The following is an 18,216-nucleotide window of genomic DNA, read 5'->3' on the forward strand; positions in this document are numbered from 1 at the left end:
TCCTCCTATTTCCTCTAGTCTGAGTATACGTCTTCGTACATGCTTTCGATCGCCGGCATTGGGCTTTCTTCTGCAAAGGTTACAGCATCTTCAATCGCTTGCTTCGCTGCTAAACGAATTTCTTCTGCTTCTTCCTCAGTAAAAATCCCCGCCGCCACAAATTTCTCACGCGCCAATTTGATCGGATCGCGGTTCTTGCGCCAGTCCTCTTCCTCTTCCTTCGTGCGGTATTTCTTAGCATCCGATTTCGAATGGCCCTTCCAGCGATAGGTCATGGCTTCGATCAAGGTCGGTCCTTCGCCGCGTCGCGCTTTTTCAACCGCATCATAGGTGGTATTGATCACTTCGATAACATCATTTCCTTCTATTGTAATACCTTCGATGCCATAAGCCTTTGCCCGTTCAGATAGACGATCGACATTCATCATGGTTTTGAAAGGACCGCTCATTCCGTATTGATTATTTTCAATAAAGAAGACTACGGGAAGATCCCAGATTGAAGCCAAGTTCAATGATTCATGGAAGCTACCTTCATTGGTCGAACCATCCCCTGCATAAGCCAAAGCAACCGTATCGTTCTTTTTCAATTTTGACGTTAACGCGGCACCCGTCGCAATCGGAAAGCCGCCGCCAACGATACCATTCGCGCCTAGATTCCCTGTATCCAAATCGGCGATATGCATCGAGCCGCCTTTCCCGTTATTGGTTCCCGTGGTCCGGCCAAATAGCTCCGCCATCATTTCATTGATATTCGTTCCTTTTGCGATCGTTTGTCCATGTCCCCGGTGAGTAGCGGTGATCCAGTCTGTTTTTCGCAAAACTGCTCCGCTGCCTGCCGCTGTCGCTTCTTGACCCACCGCCAAGTGAGTCGTCCCATGGATCAAGCCTTTTGCAAAAAGCTGATCGACTTTCTCATCAAAGAAACGAATTTCCCACATTCTGCGATAAAGCTCTACCAAGTTTTCATCCGTCAAACCTGCTCGATTTGGAATCGAGATGTTTTTCGTTGCTGCCATCATTTATGCGCCTCCATTTTTTATTTATCTTCATCTAGTAACGTTTTCGCTGTCTCTTCATCGGTGATCAACACATTGACCAGCTTCCCTTTTAACGCCGCTCGAATCCCGCTGACCTTTTCCTTGCCGCCAGATACACCGATCCGTTTTGGAATCTGCTTCAATTCCGCCAAACTAATCGCCAATACGCGATCATTCCACGTACAATCCGCTAACTGCCCCTCCTCATCAATAAAGTTGTAACAAATATCTCCCGAGACATTGCCGGCAGATAATTCCTTTCTTAAGGGCACCTCTTCATTCGGCAAATACGCTTTGGTCATCGTGGAATAGGCTGGCAAACCGCCGATCCCAACTAAGGCGATATCTGCTTTTTTCCCTTTATCAAAGACATTTTTGATAAAGGACTGTGCCATGAATACCTTTTTCGCTTCGGCTGAATCCACCGTGATCGGCGCATGCAGCTCCAATACCGATCCGCCGCTCTTGCGGGCAAATATCTCGCAAACTACGTTGGCCTGTAGCGCCGTATGTTCTTGACCTAAGCCGCCAACCAACGGAATAAAGCGAATGTTTTCCATTTGATTTTTCGGCAAGAAATTTTGTGCCGCCTCATGAACGACCATCCCAGCAGAAACACCGATCGTTTCCTCTCCTTTTAAAATGCGAGAGAGATATTTTCCAGCCGCGATGCCGATTCGTTTATTCAACATTTCAGCAGCCGCCGGGGCGATACAAATCACCTCAGTCAGCCCAAATTTCTCAACCAGCTTCTCCTCTAACAAACGATAAGGATGAACCAGATCATCATGTATAATAATTTCTACCAATCCTAAGGAACGCGCCTTCGCTAAATACTTAGAGACTAGTGAGCGACTAATATTGAATTTTTTTGCTACCTCTGATTGCTTGGCTCCTTCTTCGTAGTACATCGAAGCGATCTCCGTCAGTAATCGTGCATCGTCGGAATAACTCATCTTTTATTCCCTCCTAAGGCGAATCTTTCTTATTTACGTCTAGCTATTACCATATGTTCTTCTATTTAACATATGTCACACTGTCATCATAAGAGCCTTTACTTCGAGAGTCAACGCTTTCAACAAATGTTTTTGTTCACAAGCTCATCTTTACAAAATGTTCCAACGACGCGTTTTTCGTAACAAATGTTACGAAGCTTCACAAACTCCTGCTCAGCAAGCTTTAGCTACCGGCAGATAAAAAAATTCATAGTGAAAACCATAAATTATTGGATTACTGCAGACCAATAAGGAGGATTTTCACTATGACTTATTTCTAATACACACTAAGAACCGAATGACACTTTGGGCATCAACATTCACTCGCTAAGAAGCTAGTCGCTGTAAGCATCCGCCTTTACTTCTTCTGGAAGTCCTAGCTCTCCTTCTCATCCTTATCATAATAAATCCTTGTCCCGGTTTAAAGACAACCTTTTTTCATCATTAATCATGAAAGAGCGAACGCAGCGCAGCGACTCCTTTTTTGTTAAGAACCCAAAAATGACACTTCTTAAATTTTTTCAAGTAATTGTTGGCAACAGGCATCCATATTAAATTTTGTGATGAAGGGCGTCCCATCAATAATCGGAATAGCCGTGGTAAATTGCGGCTGACCGATCGCTACGATGGCGGAAATTTCTTCTGTTACTTCCGTTACATCATAGATACTCTTTCCTTCAACACTCACTGCGACTCCCTGGTCCTTCATAAAGGACTCAATATAATTGACTGCAAAGTTTCGTTTATTTTCTGAAGTACCTGTTACAACTAAAATGTTTTTCATATGCTCTCCTTAATAGGTCCGACCGCCGTCTGCCAAAATAATCTGTCCATGAATATACGAACTCTCAGGGCTTGCCAAAAACAGTGCCAAATTGGCGATATCTTCTGGCTGACCGATACGTTGAATCGGAATCTTTTTCAGCAATTCCTCGCGACTCGCCTCATCGGGATAAAGCGTATCTAAAATATCCGTCTGAATCACTCGCGGCGCAATGGCATTTACATTAATCCCCCTCGGCCCAAACTCCTTCGAAGCGGCTCGCATCAAGCCATGCTGTCCCGCTTTCGACGACGCATAGTGCATCCCACCACCCGTCCCAGTGATCGCTGAACCGGAGGTAATAAAGATGATCTTCCCTTGATTGTCTGAGAACTGTTCATAAAAGGCCTTCAGCGTATAGAAGGAACCATCTAGATTGATACGCAATACCCGCTGCCACTCCTCGATCGAAATTTCCTTTATCGAATGCAGATAACTGATTCCCGCATTGATCACTAAAACATCGATCCGCTGAAAGTGCGCCCAGGCCTGCTCACTCGCTGCCTGTAATGAATCTGGGTCCGCAACATCGGTTTTAATGAAGAGTGATTCGGTAAAGGCTTGAGAAAATTCAGCAGCGGTTTGTTCTCCGCTGACCTGGTCAAAGTCCAAGATCACTGTATAGGCCCCAGCTTCGGCAAATTTTTTCGCAATGGCTTTGCCAATTCCCTTAGCTGCTCCCGTGACTACCGCAACTTTCCCTTTCATAGGACTACCCCTTTTTCATTTTTAATGACTGGTTTTCTTTGCAGAAGTATCCCTCTAATTGCCGGATAGGATTCTGCTAGTCCTCAGCTTAAAATATCGACAATTTTTTGCACATCTGCTTCGATCCCCACACCTGTTAAAAAGGATAAGGCACGAATTACAGGAATATCGTCACTTTCATAGGCCGTTGTGGTTACGACTAAATCAGCCCCATGGATTTTTGATGGCAGCTCAGCTACTTTACATTGCTCTACCGTTGCGGGGATATTGTTTTTTTCCAGCTCTTCTTTAACTCGCATGCATACGACCGTTGATGTGGCAACACCCGTTCCACAAGCGATTAGGATATGTTTTTTATTCATTCATCTCGGCTCCTTTAACTGTATTGTCTGGATCATCTTTTCCTGTTGGGATTCCATATTGCTTTTTGATGTCGTTCCGAGTCCAAAACCATAGCGCACCGTACATTACTAGGGCGATGGCTCCTGCCATAAAGGCCGGTAGATTTGATGGATCAATCAATTTCAGCATGATCCATAAGGTAATGTGGGAGCTCATGTCGATTCCTGAGATCATGGTCGCTCCTTCTGGGAAGGCAAAACCTACCGCGTGTGCCATGGTCGTGGTCAACGCGCCTAAATTCGTCGCGATGAACAAGACGATACAAACCGATGCGATCGAATTCAACAATCCTCTGAAAATATTGCCCTTTGAAGCCGCCACAGACCAAATCACGGTAAACGGCAACACCGCCAAATCAGCAAATGGCAATAGTCGGTTGAACGGTAGAACCGCCGCCAATAAAATTGTGATTGGTACCATTAATAATGCCACCGTAATAATCGCCGGATGAGCCGTCACAACTGCCGCATCTAACCCGATATAAACCTCTTTTCCTGGGAACCGTTTTTGGATAAAGGTTTTTGCACCTTCCGCGATCGGTGCCAGACCTTCCATTAAGAGCGCCACCATTCTCGGCATCAAAATCATTACCGCGGAAGTTTGCACCCCTAGTTGGATAATCTCTTGAGAAGAGTAGCCTGCCAGCAAGCCCATCCCAACCCCTAGTACCAGACCAATCATCATCGGTTCGCCAAAAATTCCTAAACGTTCCTTTAGATTTTTTGCGTTGATATCAATTTTGTTGATGCCTGGGACTTTATCCCAAACACGATTCAGCGCGTATGTCAGCGGCGCAAAATTAACCGTTTCTCCATGGGGCAGCGAAATTCCCGGTAATCCGAAGAAGTGCTCCACCGCTGGGGCTGTCCAATCGGCTAGTTTGAAAATAATAAAGGTATTAATCAAGGAACAAACGATCGCGATCCAAATCGAGTTTGTCGCATAATAGATCATTGCCCCCGGAAAAATTAAGTGCCAATAATTCCATAGATCCACGTCCATTGTTTTAGTCAGATTGAAACGCAGCAGAATAATATTAAAAATAAAGATAACTGGAATCAAAATCACCGCAATCGGTGTGGCAAAGGTGATCGCTGCGCCAATCGGCCACCCAACATCTAAAATATCCAATTGCAGACCCAAACGTTCAATCATCGCCTGAGAGGATTTCCCGATGGAATCTGACAGCAAACCAATGACGAGATTTAAGCCGGTAAAACCAATCCCAACCGTCAAACCTGCTCGAAAAGACTTACTTAGCTTTTGCCCTAAGATCACACCGAAAATGGTCAGGATGATCGGCAGCATCGCTGCCGCCCCAAGATCCAAGATATAGTTGACTCCCGCTTTAAGCATATCTAACATTTTTTCTCCTCCTTGTTCTTATCACTGAATCGTCTTCAATAATTGCTCCACCTCAACAACCTGCTCTTTTGCCTTAAGTAACTGTAAATTTTGCTCGTCCTGACATAACATCATTAGCTTTTGCAGCATGACCAATTGGTCCTCTGGCTGTTTGATAGCCAGCATAAAAATCAATTCAACCTCCAAAAAAACATCCTTGCTAGCCATCATTTCAAAGGTCACCGGCTTTTCTAATACTCCCACTAAAAAACCTGCTTTTTTAACATGGATCGAATCCGTATGAGGGATTGCGACACTGATCCCTTTTGTTGGTAGTCCAGTAGGAAAAACACGTTCCCGTTCGATGACGGCTTTTTGATAGCTCTCATGAACGAAGCCCGCTTCAATCAAGACCTCACTCATTTTAGCCAGCAGCGCCTCTTGCTCCTCCTCATCGAAGGAGTAGTATAAAAAATTTTGGTTTTCTTTTCTTAGTAGTTTATTCATAAGGAAACCCCATCACTTTATCTTCTAATTTTCTTAACTGGTTCATGACCGCTTCTTCTGATTGACACTGATCCATCACGGATAAGAAATCTTCCGTTGCTAAAATTTCCGTGAAATAGTACAAACAAGTGCCAATCGAGACACCCTCCGGTAAAGAAAAGGCAATCACATATTTTACCGGATCATTTTTCTGATGATTAAAGGAAACGGGCTCTGCCAACCGAACAAAACTAGCTCCGATTTTCTTTGCCCCATGTGAAAATTCCGCATGGGGAATCGCCACTCCTGGTGAAATCACGATATAAGAATCGTATTCCACGACCATTTGGATCATTGCATCAATATATTCTTGAGTGATTAGTTTGTTCTTTAACAGTGGTTCACCTGCTTTTTTTACTGCCGACTGCCACGAACTGCACGGCTGATCCAATGTAATGCGATCAAGCGTTAAAATCGATGTTAATCGGGTGATTTCTTGTGTCTCCGTGGATAGACGTTCGTTCAGTTGATTAAAGGACTCAAGATCACCTAGAAAGTTTTGATATTCTCCTGCGTCTAGATATTTCTGAATGATCGGCAAGAAATCTTCGATCATTGATTCTTCCTTCGTAAGTAAATATTCTTGATCAATAAAATGACGCGGTTTGATTTTGTATAAAACCTTTTGAATGCGAATAATATCCTGTTCTGTCAGAATCGGATTCACGAGAACAACCGGTGATTGATCAAATTGCAGCGGAACCGTCGTCACGATCAGATCCTGATCTTCTGGCTGAATCTTTTGCAGCACATGCGAGGAATCCACAGATACCACCTCAATTTGAGGAAACGCCGATAATAATTTCACTTTGATCAATTGAGCAGTACCGCTGCCAGAGTTGCATACAATGCGTAGTCGAATCTGTCCTTTCGATTGTGTATGATTGCTGTTTTCTACAATCGCCATCACATACATAACGATAAAAGAGAGTTCATTTTGTTGAATCTCAACCTCTAAATACTCCTCGATCTTCTGCAAATTACGTTTGACGATTTCGAACATCTCAGGATACGATTGATAAATCTCATCAAACAGCACATTGACAACGCTATCATTTAGCGAAAGACGGTAGATGAGAAGCTTCAAATGATTTTCCAACAGATCAAATAAATCACTGTTCAAGTAATACTTGATATCCATTTCTCTAGCCAAATTGAAAATAAACTCATTGATCAAAATTTGAATCTCGATAGAATCAATCTTGCGTCCATTGTTTTTAATGTAGCTTTTCCTGCGCAGCACCGAGATCAAATAATCCAATTCCCCGGTAGTTGTTGTGATAGCAAAGCGTTCCTCTATTTTTTTTAGAATTGTTTGAGCAAAGCTGGATTTTGAGCTTTCTCGAATGTCCTCCAGAATATCAGAGGCTTCAATAAATCGATTAACCTTAATGCGCTCAATCATGATAATCAAATAGCAAATCACTTCTTGGTAAGAAAAATCAGATAATTGGAGCTGCTCCTCTTTTTCCGCCTCCATTAACAGCTGACTAACTTCCTGATAACGCGTGTCGGGATCAATGATTTCTAACAGAAGATTTTGAAAAATATTATTCTCCCAACCCATGGCGTAATCATAGCCATAATCGAACAAACCATTAAAGATCACTAGCTTGGTCATTGCCGAGCGAATATCGATCTCATCACCCACCACTTTATAACCCTTTCCAATATGGGAAAGCAAAACCAAATTATTCTTAACAAACCATTTTTTCAACGCTTCGATATCGCTAACAAGGGTATTACGACTAACTAAGAGGTATTCAGAAAGATAGTAGGTTGTCACATAATCGTGACTGGTGACCAGAAGCAATGCTAGAATCGTTCGTCTTTCATCGAGAGTTAAATGATAGTGTTGGAAAGACGCATAGGTTTTGAATAATTCCTTTAGATTAACCTCCTTCGGTATTTGTAAAAAACCATCCTCCAAATAAATTGCTCTATTTCCATTATTGCTTTCCAGTTGAAAGTTGATCTCTTTAATATCATTGCGAATCGTTTGTTCAGAAACGTTAAACAATTTGGCATAGTTTGCCAATGAATCTTCCTTTTCGTGCAAAATATCCAATAAAATTTTATTGATTCTTCTGTTCATCACTATCACCTCTACACTTTTAATTGTATCTGCCTCCTATTATTTCACAAGACCAATCCTTTTTGTTCGTTTCTCAAAAGAATTGTGATAGATGGCTACTAAACATCTATGATAGTCTTGGCATACAGAGAACAAAAACTTTTTTAATAACAATTTCAACAAGAGAAACAATCAAGGAGGATGTTAAAGTGAAAGCATTGAGAAAACTATCAGCTGGTTATGGACACGTAGAATTATGTGATATAGACGCACCTTCTCTTAAATGTGACGAAATTATAATTAAAGTAGTCTATAGTGGTATTTGTGGATCAGACATTCATGCCTTGAAAGGAGAATATAACAAAAAAATACCATTAACCCTTGGTCACGAGTTCATTGGTATAGTCGATAAAAAAGGGGATAAAGTAACGGATTTCTCTATCGGTGATCGAGTAGTTAGTGAGACTACCTACGAAGTTTGTGAAATTTGCCCGTATTGTTTAAAGGAAGAATACAATCTTTGCAGCCACCGCAAAGGACTTGGAACACAAGTAGATGGAAGCTTCGCAACATTTGTTTCAGCAAAAGCCGACCGCTGTCATCACCTGCCTGACTCACTGCCGAATGAAGTCGCTGCACTATTGGAGCCGCTGGCTTGCTGCATCCATGCCGTAATGGAAAAAACAACTATCAAAGCACAGGAGAAAATCGCGGTCTTTGGTCCTGGACCCATCGGTGTTTTACTCGCTTTGGTTGTAAAATCATTAGGCGCGGAAGTTACTTTGATCGGAATTACGAAAGACGCAGCTCGTTTAGCGAAAGCTCAAGAACTCGGCATCCATCATATTATAGACAGCCAGACAAAGGACTTAACCATGCTCGTTAAAGAAGCGACGAACAATTTAGGCTTCGATCAAGTCTTTGAATGCTCCGGCAGTCCGCAAGCTCTGCAGCAGGCTCTGGAAATCGTTAAGAAAAAAGGAACAGTAATCCAAGAAGGACTCTTCGCAAAAAATCCTGTACCAATCGACATGAGTCTGCTATTAAATAAAGAGATTCAATTGATCGGCTCGCGAACCCAAAAGCCCAGTTCATGGCACAAATCACTGGAATGGTTGGAAACGTCAAATGTGAATCTTTTCCCGTTGATTACCAAGACCCTGCCTTTAGATCAATGGGAAGAAGCGTTTAAACTAGCGATGAATGGTGAGGAATTGAAGGTGCTGCTGAAGCCTGAATAATGCTTCAGAGAAGCAAAAACTGTCTGCCAAAAATTGGCAGACAGTTTATATACGAACTTATTCTAATTATCTATTCTAAAAACCAAAGGCTCAAGGCTTCACCTGTCCGTAGTCTTTAAATACTTCAACTGCGGTTTGAATCTGCTCGTCATTCAGTTTGGCGACTTTCCCGCCATAGGAATGAGCGACATATAATGTTTTCGCAGCTTCCTCTAAATAGACAGCCGCATACAAGGCTTCCTTCAAGCTTTTGCCGATGGTCACGACGCCGTGGTTTTTCAGCACAACGGCCAATTGATCACCGATATGCTCCACTACCGCATAGCCCATATCAATACTAGCAGCCGAGCTATAGGGCGCCACATTGACTGGGCCTTTTGCGGTGTTAGCAAGTGTTGTCACATCGCAATCGATCCGGTCCACCACAAGACCGATCCCAGTCGCATAAGGTTGATGTGTATGGATCACTGAGTTGACCGCAGGCATCTGTTGAAAAATATAACGAATCGCGATCGTATCAACACTTGGCCGCCGCGTCCCTTCAATGATGTTTCCATCAAGCGGCATTACCAAAACATCTTCTGGCACCATTTCTTCGTACATCATTCCACTAGGTGTCACCAACAATGTATCTTCATCAATCCGCAGACTCACATTGCCGCCAGATAACGAGATCAATCCGTAGCGATCCAACTTGATCCCTGTTGCGATTATTTCTTTTTTCTCTTTTTCTAACATCAGCTGGCCTCTTTTTTCTTTTTGACTTGCGCATTATACTCTGTGTTCACTCTTCTGGCACGCGCCTTCAAGGATTCTGGATGTTTTTCATATTCCATATCCAGTAATAATCGAAACAGCTCCTGCCCGTCAGTGTAATTTTTCGTATTCAGCCAATAGCGCCCTTTCACTATTCCGCCGCCATCCATGCGTAGAAACATTTTTCCTGCTGTTGGAAACTCGCGAATCTTAAAGCTTTTTAGCTGATCCAAATTGTACGCATCTCTTCGGTTAAAGGAACGCAACATCAGCGTATCCCCATCCACCTGGATCTCTTTGGGCGTTACTTTCGCCACAAGCGCGTTCCAAAAGCTGTAAAAAGCAACAATGCCGACTAAGAACATCAATGCCGGTATTCGATTAGTAATAATTGAAGCCAGAGCAATGAGGAAAACAATCAATGAGACTACTCCTGTAACAGGGACATCGATAAAATATAACGTTTTATCATACTCAAACCGTTTCATTTGTTCTTCCTCCTTCATACAAAAGTATTAAGCAGCTTCTCCCCCATCATGAAGTTGAGAGGCTTCTTTTTTGATCCGGTTACGGTTCCAAATCGCCATCGCCGCTGCAATAACTGCTCCAACTCCGGTACCAATATAGCCCAGACCATTTAAGCGGACTAAGGCCCAAGTTAATGGATTGGCACCATCACAGATAGATGAAATTTGCGAGGCACCCTCGGGCATTTGGAAATTCACATTGTTCGCAGCCGTCGTAATCATCGGTGCTAAATCCGTAGCGATCCATAAGCCGAAAACTAAAACGATCAAGCCTACGATCAACCCTCTAAACCCATTCTCTTTTACGATCGGTGTGATTAATACGAACATCCATGGAATAACCGCTAAATCAGCAAACGGCATTACGGTATTTCCTGGTAAAACCACCGCCAAGAAAATCAATAATGGAACCAAGATAAATGAAATTGCTAATGTTACGGGGTGTCCTACACCTACGGCAGAATCTAAACCGATATAAATTTTCCCGCGATTTTGGAATCTTCCTTGAATGAAGTCGCTGGCGGCATCACTAATTGGAATCAAGCCCTCCATCAACAACGCGGCCATTTTAGGAATCAAGACCAGAACAGCGCCTAATGAAACGCCTAAAGTCAAGACCTGTGTCACATCATAGCCTGCGATGATCCCAATAATGATCCCTAAGAAGGTCCCCACTAAGATCGGTTCGCCAAAGACACCGAATCTTCTTTGAACTGTGTCCATATTGATATTGATATCTCTTACCCCTGGGATCATGTCGATTAGTTTATTGATGACCATCGCGATCGGCGCATAGGCTGTCGTGAAGCCATGGGGCAATGAAACGCCCGGCAGATCTAGCGATTTTTCTACCTCTGGCGCGGTAACGTCTCCCAGAACCATAATAATCACCATATTCACCACTGCTGCTATGATTCCTAACCATAACGTATCTGTAATGATCGCAACTAAAGCACCGGTAAATGCAAAATGCCAGTAATCCCAAATATCTACGTCAACTGTTTGGGTTGTATTTGTCAGCAGCATTACAATATTTACCAATAATCCCAACGGAATGATGATCAAGCCCACCGTTGATCCCATAGCGATCGCCGCAGAAGCCGGCCATCCCACATCGATTGTCGATAGACTCAAGCCATAGCGGTCAACCATTGCCTGTACGGCTGGCGAAAGACTGGTTCCTAATAAAGAGTTGATGACCAAATTCAAACCAATAAAACCTACTCCGACCGTCAGACCTGCCCGAAGACTCTTCCCGACACCTGTTCTGAATGCACAGCCAATAATAAAGATCACAATCGGCATGACAACGGATACACCTAAGCCCTGAATAAATTGAAACACTTTAATAATAGCATCCATGATTCTTCCCCCTCATTACTCCTAATAGTTATTGTCGCTTACTTTTCCATCAATGCTAAAATTCGATCAATCGTCGGTTTCGTATTCACACCAGTCAAGAAGCACACGCCTGAAACAGATTCACAGTCCAAATCCTTTGGTATCACCGTTGTAGAGATCAAAAAATCATAATTGGAAGCTTTGTTGGGTGCTTCCGAAATCTTGCATTGGGTAATTTTGTATTGTCCTTTATAACCATTTTCATCCAAAATCTTTGAGATTTTCCCGTTCACCGCTGTTGATGTCGCAATTCCTGAACCACATGCCAATAAAATATTTTTCATTTTTTCCACGTCCTTAATTTAGATTCTGTTTCATTTTTTTGACGGCTTCCGCTGCCGTTTTTGCTTGAACAATTGCTAAGACTTGTTCGTCTTTTTGGAACATATCAATCAATGCTTGGAGAAATTCCAGTTGTTTCTTCGGTTCCTTGATTGCCAGCATGAACATAATCTTGACTGGTACCAAAACTTCAGGCGACCCCATCATTTCAAACATCACAGGGTCTTTTAAAATACCGATTGCCATCGATTGCTTATAGACATATTCAGAATCCGTATGAGGAATCGCAACCCCGACATGTTCAAGCGGCAGACCAGTAGAAAATTCTTTTTCCCGTTCTTGAATCGCTTGACTAAATTCGCCATTCACACATTGATTTTTCTCAAGACAGCCTGCTAATGCCGCCAATGCTGAAAAATTATCTGACGCCTCTATTTCTAAATCTACCAAATGTTCGTCTAAGTACATTTCATCCCAAAAGTCAGCCACTTAGATTGCACTCCCTTCACCCATCACTAATTCCAATAGTGTCTCCTTGTCCGTTACTTGAATTAACTGCTCCACATTCTCCTCCTTTTCGATGAATTCAAGCAAACCTGTAATTTTACTCTTTGCCGCGTCAATATCTGTATCTGAAATTGCAAAAAACAGAATGACATTAACGTTGTTGATGCCCCAATTGATTTTTTTAGCCAAGGTCATAATTCCAATGGATGTTTGATTGACTTCACTAGGATCGGCATGGGGAATTGCTACACTGACAGAAAAACTGGTATCGCCCAATTTTTCTCTGACCCAAACTGATTCGCCGAATTTTTCCTTCGCGATCCCTAGCTCCTGATATTTTTGAATCATAAAATTCAAACATTCCTCTTTGTTCTCTACATGCTCCTGAAGAAAAACAAGTTTAGGATTGATCCATTGTTGCTGTACTTGTGATTTCTCCTTGGCTGTTGCATGGTAACGTTTATAGTAGGTATGAACAATTCGACTGATTTCCTCATCCTTAATCATAGGGGAAATGTACACGACATTTCTCGCCTTTACAGTGGCATCGGTAGTCACGACAACGTCATTTGAATTCAACGTCACCTGCTCAAATTCCTTCGTAGTTAATTGAATCACTTTATCGGTGTGGGGAATGATTCGCCGAATTTTTGTATAAATCAAATCACTGGTAATCAATCCACGGGACAAAACAACATAAATATTGCGAAAACTAACGCCATACTTTCGTTCCAATGATACTTGGAAATATATGACTAAAAAAGAAATCTCATCACCAGTAATTTCAATTGAAAAACGCTGAGCTAAGCTGCTGGTGGCATAACACATCATGGAATACAGTAATAAATAGCGGTTTTTGATCTCTTCCATAAAAGGATTTTTGATCAGAATATTGCGTCGCAGACGATAAATCATTGGGATAATATGACTCATTAAGGACTCGTGCAATTCTTGATCCCCAGAAAAATCAATATTCAATAGATTCCCCAAGTCAGCCATTAATTCTTCAACTGCTTCTTGATAACAGCCGCTATAACGTTTGATCGATTTATAAGATGGCTTAATGTTCATGGCATACAACGTTTCGGATAAATGGTAAATATCGGGGTACCACAATTCGATTGCACTATTGGCAGAAATAAAGGCACAAATTTCATAGGTTTGCGTATATAGAGCCAAGTCTTCCAATTCATTCTTTTGTTTTTCCTCGATGGTCATATGACAGCCTTGTTCTGCTCGTGTCAGTAAGCATAAAAATGTAAGAAAAATTGCTGGAAAATACTTATTTGAAATATCGCTGGAAAACATGTCTGAAAACTTCTCTAAAGTTTCTTTGACTAATTGAATCTTTGCCTGAGAGAAATAATTCTCTAATTGAATCAGCAGCTCTTCATTATTTACAAGTAACGCATCGGGAAACTTGGTCATCAAAAAATTCTGATACGCTTGTTGAATATCAGCCTCTGCACCAGCAAGCCCCACTTTTCGTCGATTCTGAGAAATTTTCACCCCAAAGTGGCGGAGATATCGCTGAAGATAGTCTAGGTCTTTTTTTAGCGTAGAATCTGAAATAAAAAATGTGCTTTCCAGCTCTTCTAATAATTGCCCCTTTGAATGCAGAAATAGCTTTCGAAAAATTGCTTCTCTTCTTCCCAATACATCATAAACATCCCCATCATTTTCAATTGCCAGCTCTCCGATTTGACTGACAGTTCCCTTGGTACCTACTAGCTTGATGCCATGTCGGGGTACCTTAACGATCTCAATCTCTTTTTTGACTAATTCCTGATTTAAAAAATTCACATCATTCAAAATTGTTCGGGTCGAGACTTCCAATTTCTCACTGAAATAATCCGTCGTTTTGTAATCGCTTTCAGAAAGTAGTAAGGATAGTAACTGATTTCGGCGTCGCATACTCTTATCCATTTTCTCACCTCCTTATTCATTTGGTGGCAGCTTTTTTTCTTATTGTTTTAGAAAAAGCTCATCACTCTGCTAAACCGTTAGTTCAAATTCAAGAATAGCTGAGCCTGTCGAAATCACTGCGAAAAGTATGACCGGCAACACTGAACTGACCTCTTCACTATCTCTTATATTCATCTTAATCAATTTTCTAAATTCTTTAAAGGCATCCTTTTTTCATCATTAATCATGAAAACACTAATTAACAAGAAATATTTCTGAAAAGAATGCTTGGGATTCGTTTAAAACAGCATCTCTAATTTTCTACTCCAACTGAACCTCCTCAGAAAATATGCATTAGGTGGTGTTAAAAAACTATGTTATCTTAACATAGGTTTTCCGTGGGAAACCCGCTATTTGAATTAGTTAAATAAATACTCTTTTCCCTTTTATCAAAGGTTCCTACTTTAATTCTAACAAAAAAATTGCTGATCAATATGACCAGCAATTTTATGATTATGATTATTTTTGCCATTCATCGACTTCTTTTTGATGCTCTTTAATCCAATCTTTAGCGGCTTGTGAGGGATCTTTTCCTTCATTGATTGCCAACATGACACTTTCCATGTCCTTTTGGTTCCAGTGGAAGTTGTCCAATACTTTGTAAGCTTCAGGCTGATCGTCTTTCAATCCCTTGCGTGCCATTGTATGAATTGCTTCTTCACTGCCCATCGCATTTTTCGGATCATCTAAGTATTTCAATCCGTATTTCGCAAACATCCAATGTGGTGACCAGCCAGTGATCACAATTGGCTGCTTCTTCTTGATCGCTTGACCAAGCGCTACGGTCATCGCACCTGATGATGAGGTAGAAACCTTCCAATCGGCTAAGTTCGGATAAGCCTTCAGCGTATTTTCTGCTGCATTCACTACACCGGCACCAGGCTCGATCCCAGTGATCGTTTTATTGGCTTGATCGCTCAACTCTTCAATCGAATTGATATCCATATAATCAGGAACAACGATCCCGACTTTGGCACCCTTCAAATTAATACCTAAATCATCGACTTGATCTTTGTATTGAGCAAATTGAGACTTGTGGGTATTCGGCAGCCAAGCAGCCACCATCGCATCAGATTCACCTTTGGCGACAGATTCCCACATGATTGCATTATCTAATGGCGTCATGTTGACTTTGTAGCCCATTTCTTTCAGGACTTCCCCGATAACATGGGTAGAAGCCACTTCGGTATCCCATTCCACATAAGTCAGATTGATCGTGCCTTTATTCTCAGTAGAGGAACCGCCGAAGCCAAAAGAAGCCAGCAATACGATCGCTGCTACGACACCAGCTGCAATCCCGATTTTGCGTTTTTTCGTTTTCGGCATTTTTTCAGCAGCCTGTTGTTTTGGCTTGTTGATGTTTTGCGTAAAGCGGTCAATGATGATCGCTAAAATAACTAACGCCAGACCATTCACAAAACCATTTCCGACCTGTGCTCGTTGCAGAGCGGACAATACGCCACGACCTAAACCGGGAGCCCCAATCATAGAGGCGATTACAACCATTGATAAAGCCAGCATCGTTGTTTGATTGATTCCGGCTAAGATTGTACTTTTAGCTAACGGCAATTCTAATTTAAATAATTTTTGTTTGCCGGTTCCGCCAAATGAATCGGAAGCCTCCACCAATTCTTTGGGAATTTGACGAATCCCTAAGTTAGTAAAACGTACGGTCGGCGGTAAAGCAAAAATCACGGAAGCAAATACTCCGGGAACCATTCCAATCCCGAAGAAAGCAACGGCTGGAATCAAATACACAAATCCGGGCATCGTCTGCATAAAGTCCAGAATTGGTGTAATGATCTTTTTCGCGGTTTCATTTTTTGCCATCAAGATTCCTAACGGCACCCCAATAACGATCGACAGCACACTAGATAAAAGAACTAGCGTGACGGTACTCATTAAATCAGTCCACAAACCTTGATTGTAGATAAAGAGCAAACCAATCAGCGTAAAACTCGTTAACCCCCATTTTTTATTGGAGATAAAAAAGGCGGCAATGGTCAAAACAAGAATCAATAGCAATGGCGGAATCATCGTCAATAGATTGGTCATTCCATCCATCAAAAATTGGCCTGCATGCTGCAAGGCTGAGAACAGTCCAGCAAAGGTTCCGGTCAGCCAATCAGTAAATCCTTCGACCCAATCTGCGACAGGGATAGTTTGTTGTAAAAAATTAAACATGAGCAATCACCTCTTCAGTCTCTGTATCTGCCAACGCTTCTAAGACACTACCGCGAATCACGACTCCGACTAAACGGTCGCCTTCAACGACAGCCAACGGTGCTGGCGAATCAAAAATTAGATTGAAGATATCAGTGACCAGCATATCTTTCGGGATGCGGCGCACATTTTTATCAATAACATCTTTCAGCTCTAAATTATTCTTACGTGCTTCCCGTGCCTTATCTGCGGTTAGACTTCCTTTCAGCTTGCGCTTGCGATCGACCGCTAGCAGCATGCTGACTTCTTCTTTACGCATCCGGTTCAAAGCAACATTTGGCCCGTCGACCTCGATATTGGTCGTCAAGGCTGGCACCATGATGTTTTGTGCCGTGAGAACCTTCGAACGATCGACATCTTCCACGAAATCACGAACGTATTGATTGGCTGGGTGGGTCAGAATTTCTTCACCTGTCCCAATCTGCATGATTTGACCGTCCTTCATCAAGGCGATCCGATCCCCGATCCGCAAGGCTTCATTTAAGTCATGCGTGATAAAGATGATCGTTTTTTGCACATTTGCCTGCAAATCTAATAATTCATCCTGCATCTCCCGGCGGATCAATGGGTCTAACGCTGAAAAAGCCTCATCCATCAATAAAATTTCTGGGTCATTGGCTAAAGCCCGCGCCAAGCCGACCCGCTGCTGCATCCCACCAGATAATTGATTTGGATATTGGTCCTTAAAGGTCAGTAACCCTGAATTATCTAATGCTTGTTCAGCCAAAGCTTGGCGTTCAGCTTTTGGCACGCCCCGCACTTCCAGGCCGTATTCTGTATTTTCTAAAATCGTTCGATGAGGAAATAGCCCAAAATTTTGAAAGACCATATTGATTTTATGACGGCGCACTTCCCGCAGTGCTTCCTTGTCCATTTGGGCAATATTTTCTCCATCGATGTAGATTTCACCAGAAGTTGGATCGATCAACCGATTTAATAAACGAATCATTGTCGATTTTCCGCTGCCGGAAAGTCCCATAATAACAAAAATTTCTCCCTCTTCGACTTCAAAACTTGCGTCATATACACCAACAGTTGCACCTGTTTGCTCCACGATTTCATTCTTATCGCGGTTTTCTTGAATCATCGCAAGGGCTTGTTGCTGCTTCTTACCAAATATTTTAGTCAAATGTTCTACCTTAACTTTACTCAAAAAATATCCTCCTCTTAAAAAAGTGACCATACAACACTAACACCCTGTGGTCACTTTGTCAAAGAAGATGCAGAAAATTTTCAGTAAATCATCATTAGTTTCAATAAAATTCATAAGAAAACCTCAGGAGAAAACCGCTCCTGAGGACTTTTTGTTTAGATGAATCATTTTATTGTCGATCACTGATTCTAAATTCGTATCCAAGTACGTTCTTATAATATTCTGGATACAT

Annotated in this window: 17 protein-coding genes; 1 reads left to right on the plus strand and 16 read right to left on the minus strand. The window is 42.1% G+C overall.

Annotated features, from left to right (window positions below):
• Nucleotides 1–14: 14 nt before the first annotated feature.
• The 8 genes from KQI58_RS02975 to KQI58_RS03010 form a co-directional block, all read right to left on the minus strand.
• On the minus strand, nucleotides 15–1,019 hold the full coding sequence (locus KQI58_RS02975) for a thiamine pyrophosphate-dependent dehydrogenase E1 component subunit alpha (protein WP_216406331.1): 1,005 nt from the start codon (nucleotides 1,017–1,019) through the stop codon (nucleotides 15–17).
• 17 nt (nucleotides 1,020–1,036) lie between these two features.
• A complete protein-coding gene (locus KQI58_RS02980; protein ID WP_216406334.1) occupies nucleotides 1,037–1,993 on the minus strand; it encodes a sugar-binding transcriptional regulator in 957 nt (318 codons plus the stop codon).
• Nucleotides 1,994–2,543: 550 nt separating this feature from the next.
• Nucleotides 2,544–2,816, minus strand: coding sequence for a hypothetical protein (locus tag KQI58_RS02985; protein ID WP_216406336.1), 273 nt, complete (start codon nucleotides 2,814–2,816; stop codon nucleotides 2,544–2,546).
• A 9-nt stretch (nucleotides 2,817–2,825) separates the two neighbouring features.
• Nucleotides 2,826–3,563, minus strand: a complete 738-nt coding sequence (locus KQI58_RS02990; RefSeq protein WP_216406339.1) for an SDR family NAD(P)-dependent oxidoreductase — start codon at nucleotides 3,561–3,563, stop codon at nucleotides 2,826–2,828.
• 83 nt (nucleotides 3,564–3,646) lie between these two features.
• Complete coding sequence (locus KQI58_RS02995) at nucleotides 3,647–3,925, minus strand: PTS sugar transporter subunit IIB (RefSeq protein ID WP_016179363.1); 279 nt, start codon at nucleotides 3,923–3,925, stop codon at nucleotides 3,647–3,649.
• The gene (locus KQI58_RS03000) at nucleotides 3,918–5,330 is read right to left on the minus strand and encodes a PTS galactitol transporter subunit IIC (protein WP_216406341.1); all 1,413 of its coding nucleotides are present in this window, start codon (nucleotides 5,328–5,330) and stop codon (nucleotides 3,918–3,920) included. The genes KQI58_RS02995 and KQI58_RS03000 overlap by 8 nt, the downstream gene beginning before the upstream one ends.
• A 21-nt stretch (nucleotides 5,331–5,351) precedes the next feature.
• Nucleotides 5,352–5,816 carry a PTS sugar transporter subunit IIA gene (locus KQI58_RS03005; RefSeq protein ID WP_216406345.1) on the minus strand — a complete coding sequence of 155 codons (465 nt, stop codon included), beginning with the start codon at nucleotides 5,814–5,816 and terminating at the stop codon, nucleotides 5,352–5,354.
• Complete coding sequence (locus KQI58_RS03010) at nucleotides 5,809–7,950, minus strand: BglG family transcription antiterminator (protein ID WP_216406347.1); 2,142 nt, start codon at nucleotides 7,948–7,950, stop codon at nucleotides 5,809–5,811. The genes KQI58_RS03005 and KQI58_RS03010 overlap by 8 nt, the downstream gene beginning before the upstream one ends.
• A 188-nt stretch (nucleotides 7,951–8,138) precedes the next feature.
• Here KQI58_RS03010 and KQI58_RS03015 point away from each other — a divergent pair, with 188 nt between their 5' ends.
• A complete protein-coding gene (locus tag KQI58_RS03015) occupies nucleotides 8,139–9,170 on the plus strand; it encodes a zinc-binding dehydrogenase (RefSeq protein ID WP_216406349.1) in 1,032 nt (343 codons plus the stop codon).
• A 90-nt stretch (nucleotides 9,171–9,260) separates the two neighbouring features.
• Here the strand turns inward: KQI58_RS03015 and KQI58_RS03020 are convergent, their stop codons facing one another.
• The 8 genes from KQI58_RS03020 to KQI58_RS03055 all read right to left on the minus strand — a co-directional run bounded on the left by KQI58_RS03020 (nucleotide 9,261) and on the right by KQI58_RS03055 (nucleotide 17,984).
• Nucleotides 9,261–9,908, minus strand: a complete 648-nt coding sequence (locus tag KQI58_RS03020; protein ID WP_216406351.1) for a class II aldolase/adducin family protein — start codon at nucleotides 9,906–9,908, stop codon at nucleotides 9,261–9,263.
• Nucleotides 9,908–10,414, minus strand: coding sequence for a hypothetical protein (locus KQI58_RS03025; RefSeq protein ID WP_216406353.1), 507 nt, complete (start codon nucleotides 10,412–10,414; stop codon nucleotides 9,908–9,910). The genes KQI58_RS03020 and KQI58_RS03025 overlap by 1 nt, the downstream gene beginning before the upstream one ends.
• A gap of 27 nt (nucleotides 10,415–10,441) precedes the next feature.
• Nucleotides 10,442–11,815, minus strand: coding sequence for a PTS galactitol transporter subunit IIC (locus tag KQI58_RS03030; protein WP_216406355.1), 1,374 nt, complete (start codon nucleotides 11,813–11,815; stop codon nucleotides 10,442–10,444).
• A 38-nt stretch (nucleotides 11,816–11,853) separates the two neighbouring features.
• Nucleotides 11,854–12,138: a PTS sugar transporter subunit IIB gene (locus KQI58_RS03035; RefSeq protein ID WP_016179355.1), complete on the minus strand. Its 285-nt coding sequence runs from the start codon at nucleotides 12,136–12,138 to the stop codon at nucleotides 11,854–11,856.
• 13 nt (nucleotides 12,139–12,151) lie between these two features.
• Nucleotides 12,152–12,625 carry a PTS sugar transporter subunit IIA gene (locus KQI58_RS03040; RefSeq protein WP_216406356.1) on the minus strand — a complete coding sequence of 158 codons (474 nt, stop codon included), beginning with the start codon at nucleotides 12,623–12,625 and terminating at the stop codon, nucleotides 12,152–12,154.
• Entirely contained in the window at nucleotides 12,626–14,569 is a 1,944-nt protein-coding gene (locus KQI58_RS03045; RefSeq protein WP_216406358.1) for a BglG family transcription antiterminator, read from the minus strand.
• Between the two features lie 498 nt (nucleotides 14,570–15,067).
• Nucleotides 15,068–16,792 carry an ABC transporter permease/substrate binding protein gene (locus tag KQI58_RS03050; RefSeq protein WP_216406360.1) on the minus strand — a complete coding sequence of 575 codons (1,725 nt, stop codon included), beginning with the start codon at nucleotides 16,790–16,792 and terminating at the stop codon, nucleotides 15,068–15,070.
• On the minus strand, nucleotides 16,785–17,984 hold the full coding sequence (locus KQI58_RS03055; RefSeq protein ID WP_216406363.1) for a quaternary amine ABC transporter ATP-binding protein: 1,200 nt from the start codon (nucleotides 17,982–17,984) through the stop codon (nucleotides 16,785–16,787). Before KQI58_RS03055 ends, KQI58_RS03050 begins: the two co-directional genes overlap by 8 nt.
• Nucleotides 17,985–18,216: the final 232 nt, after the last annotated feature.

The sequence above is a fragment of the Enterococcus raffinosus genome, from assembly GCF_018917525.1.
In the GTDB taxonomy this organism is placed as follows: domain Bacteria; phylum Bacillota; class Bacilli; order Lactobacillales; family Enterococcaceae; genus Enterococcus_A; species Enterococcus_A raffinosus_A.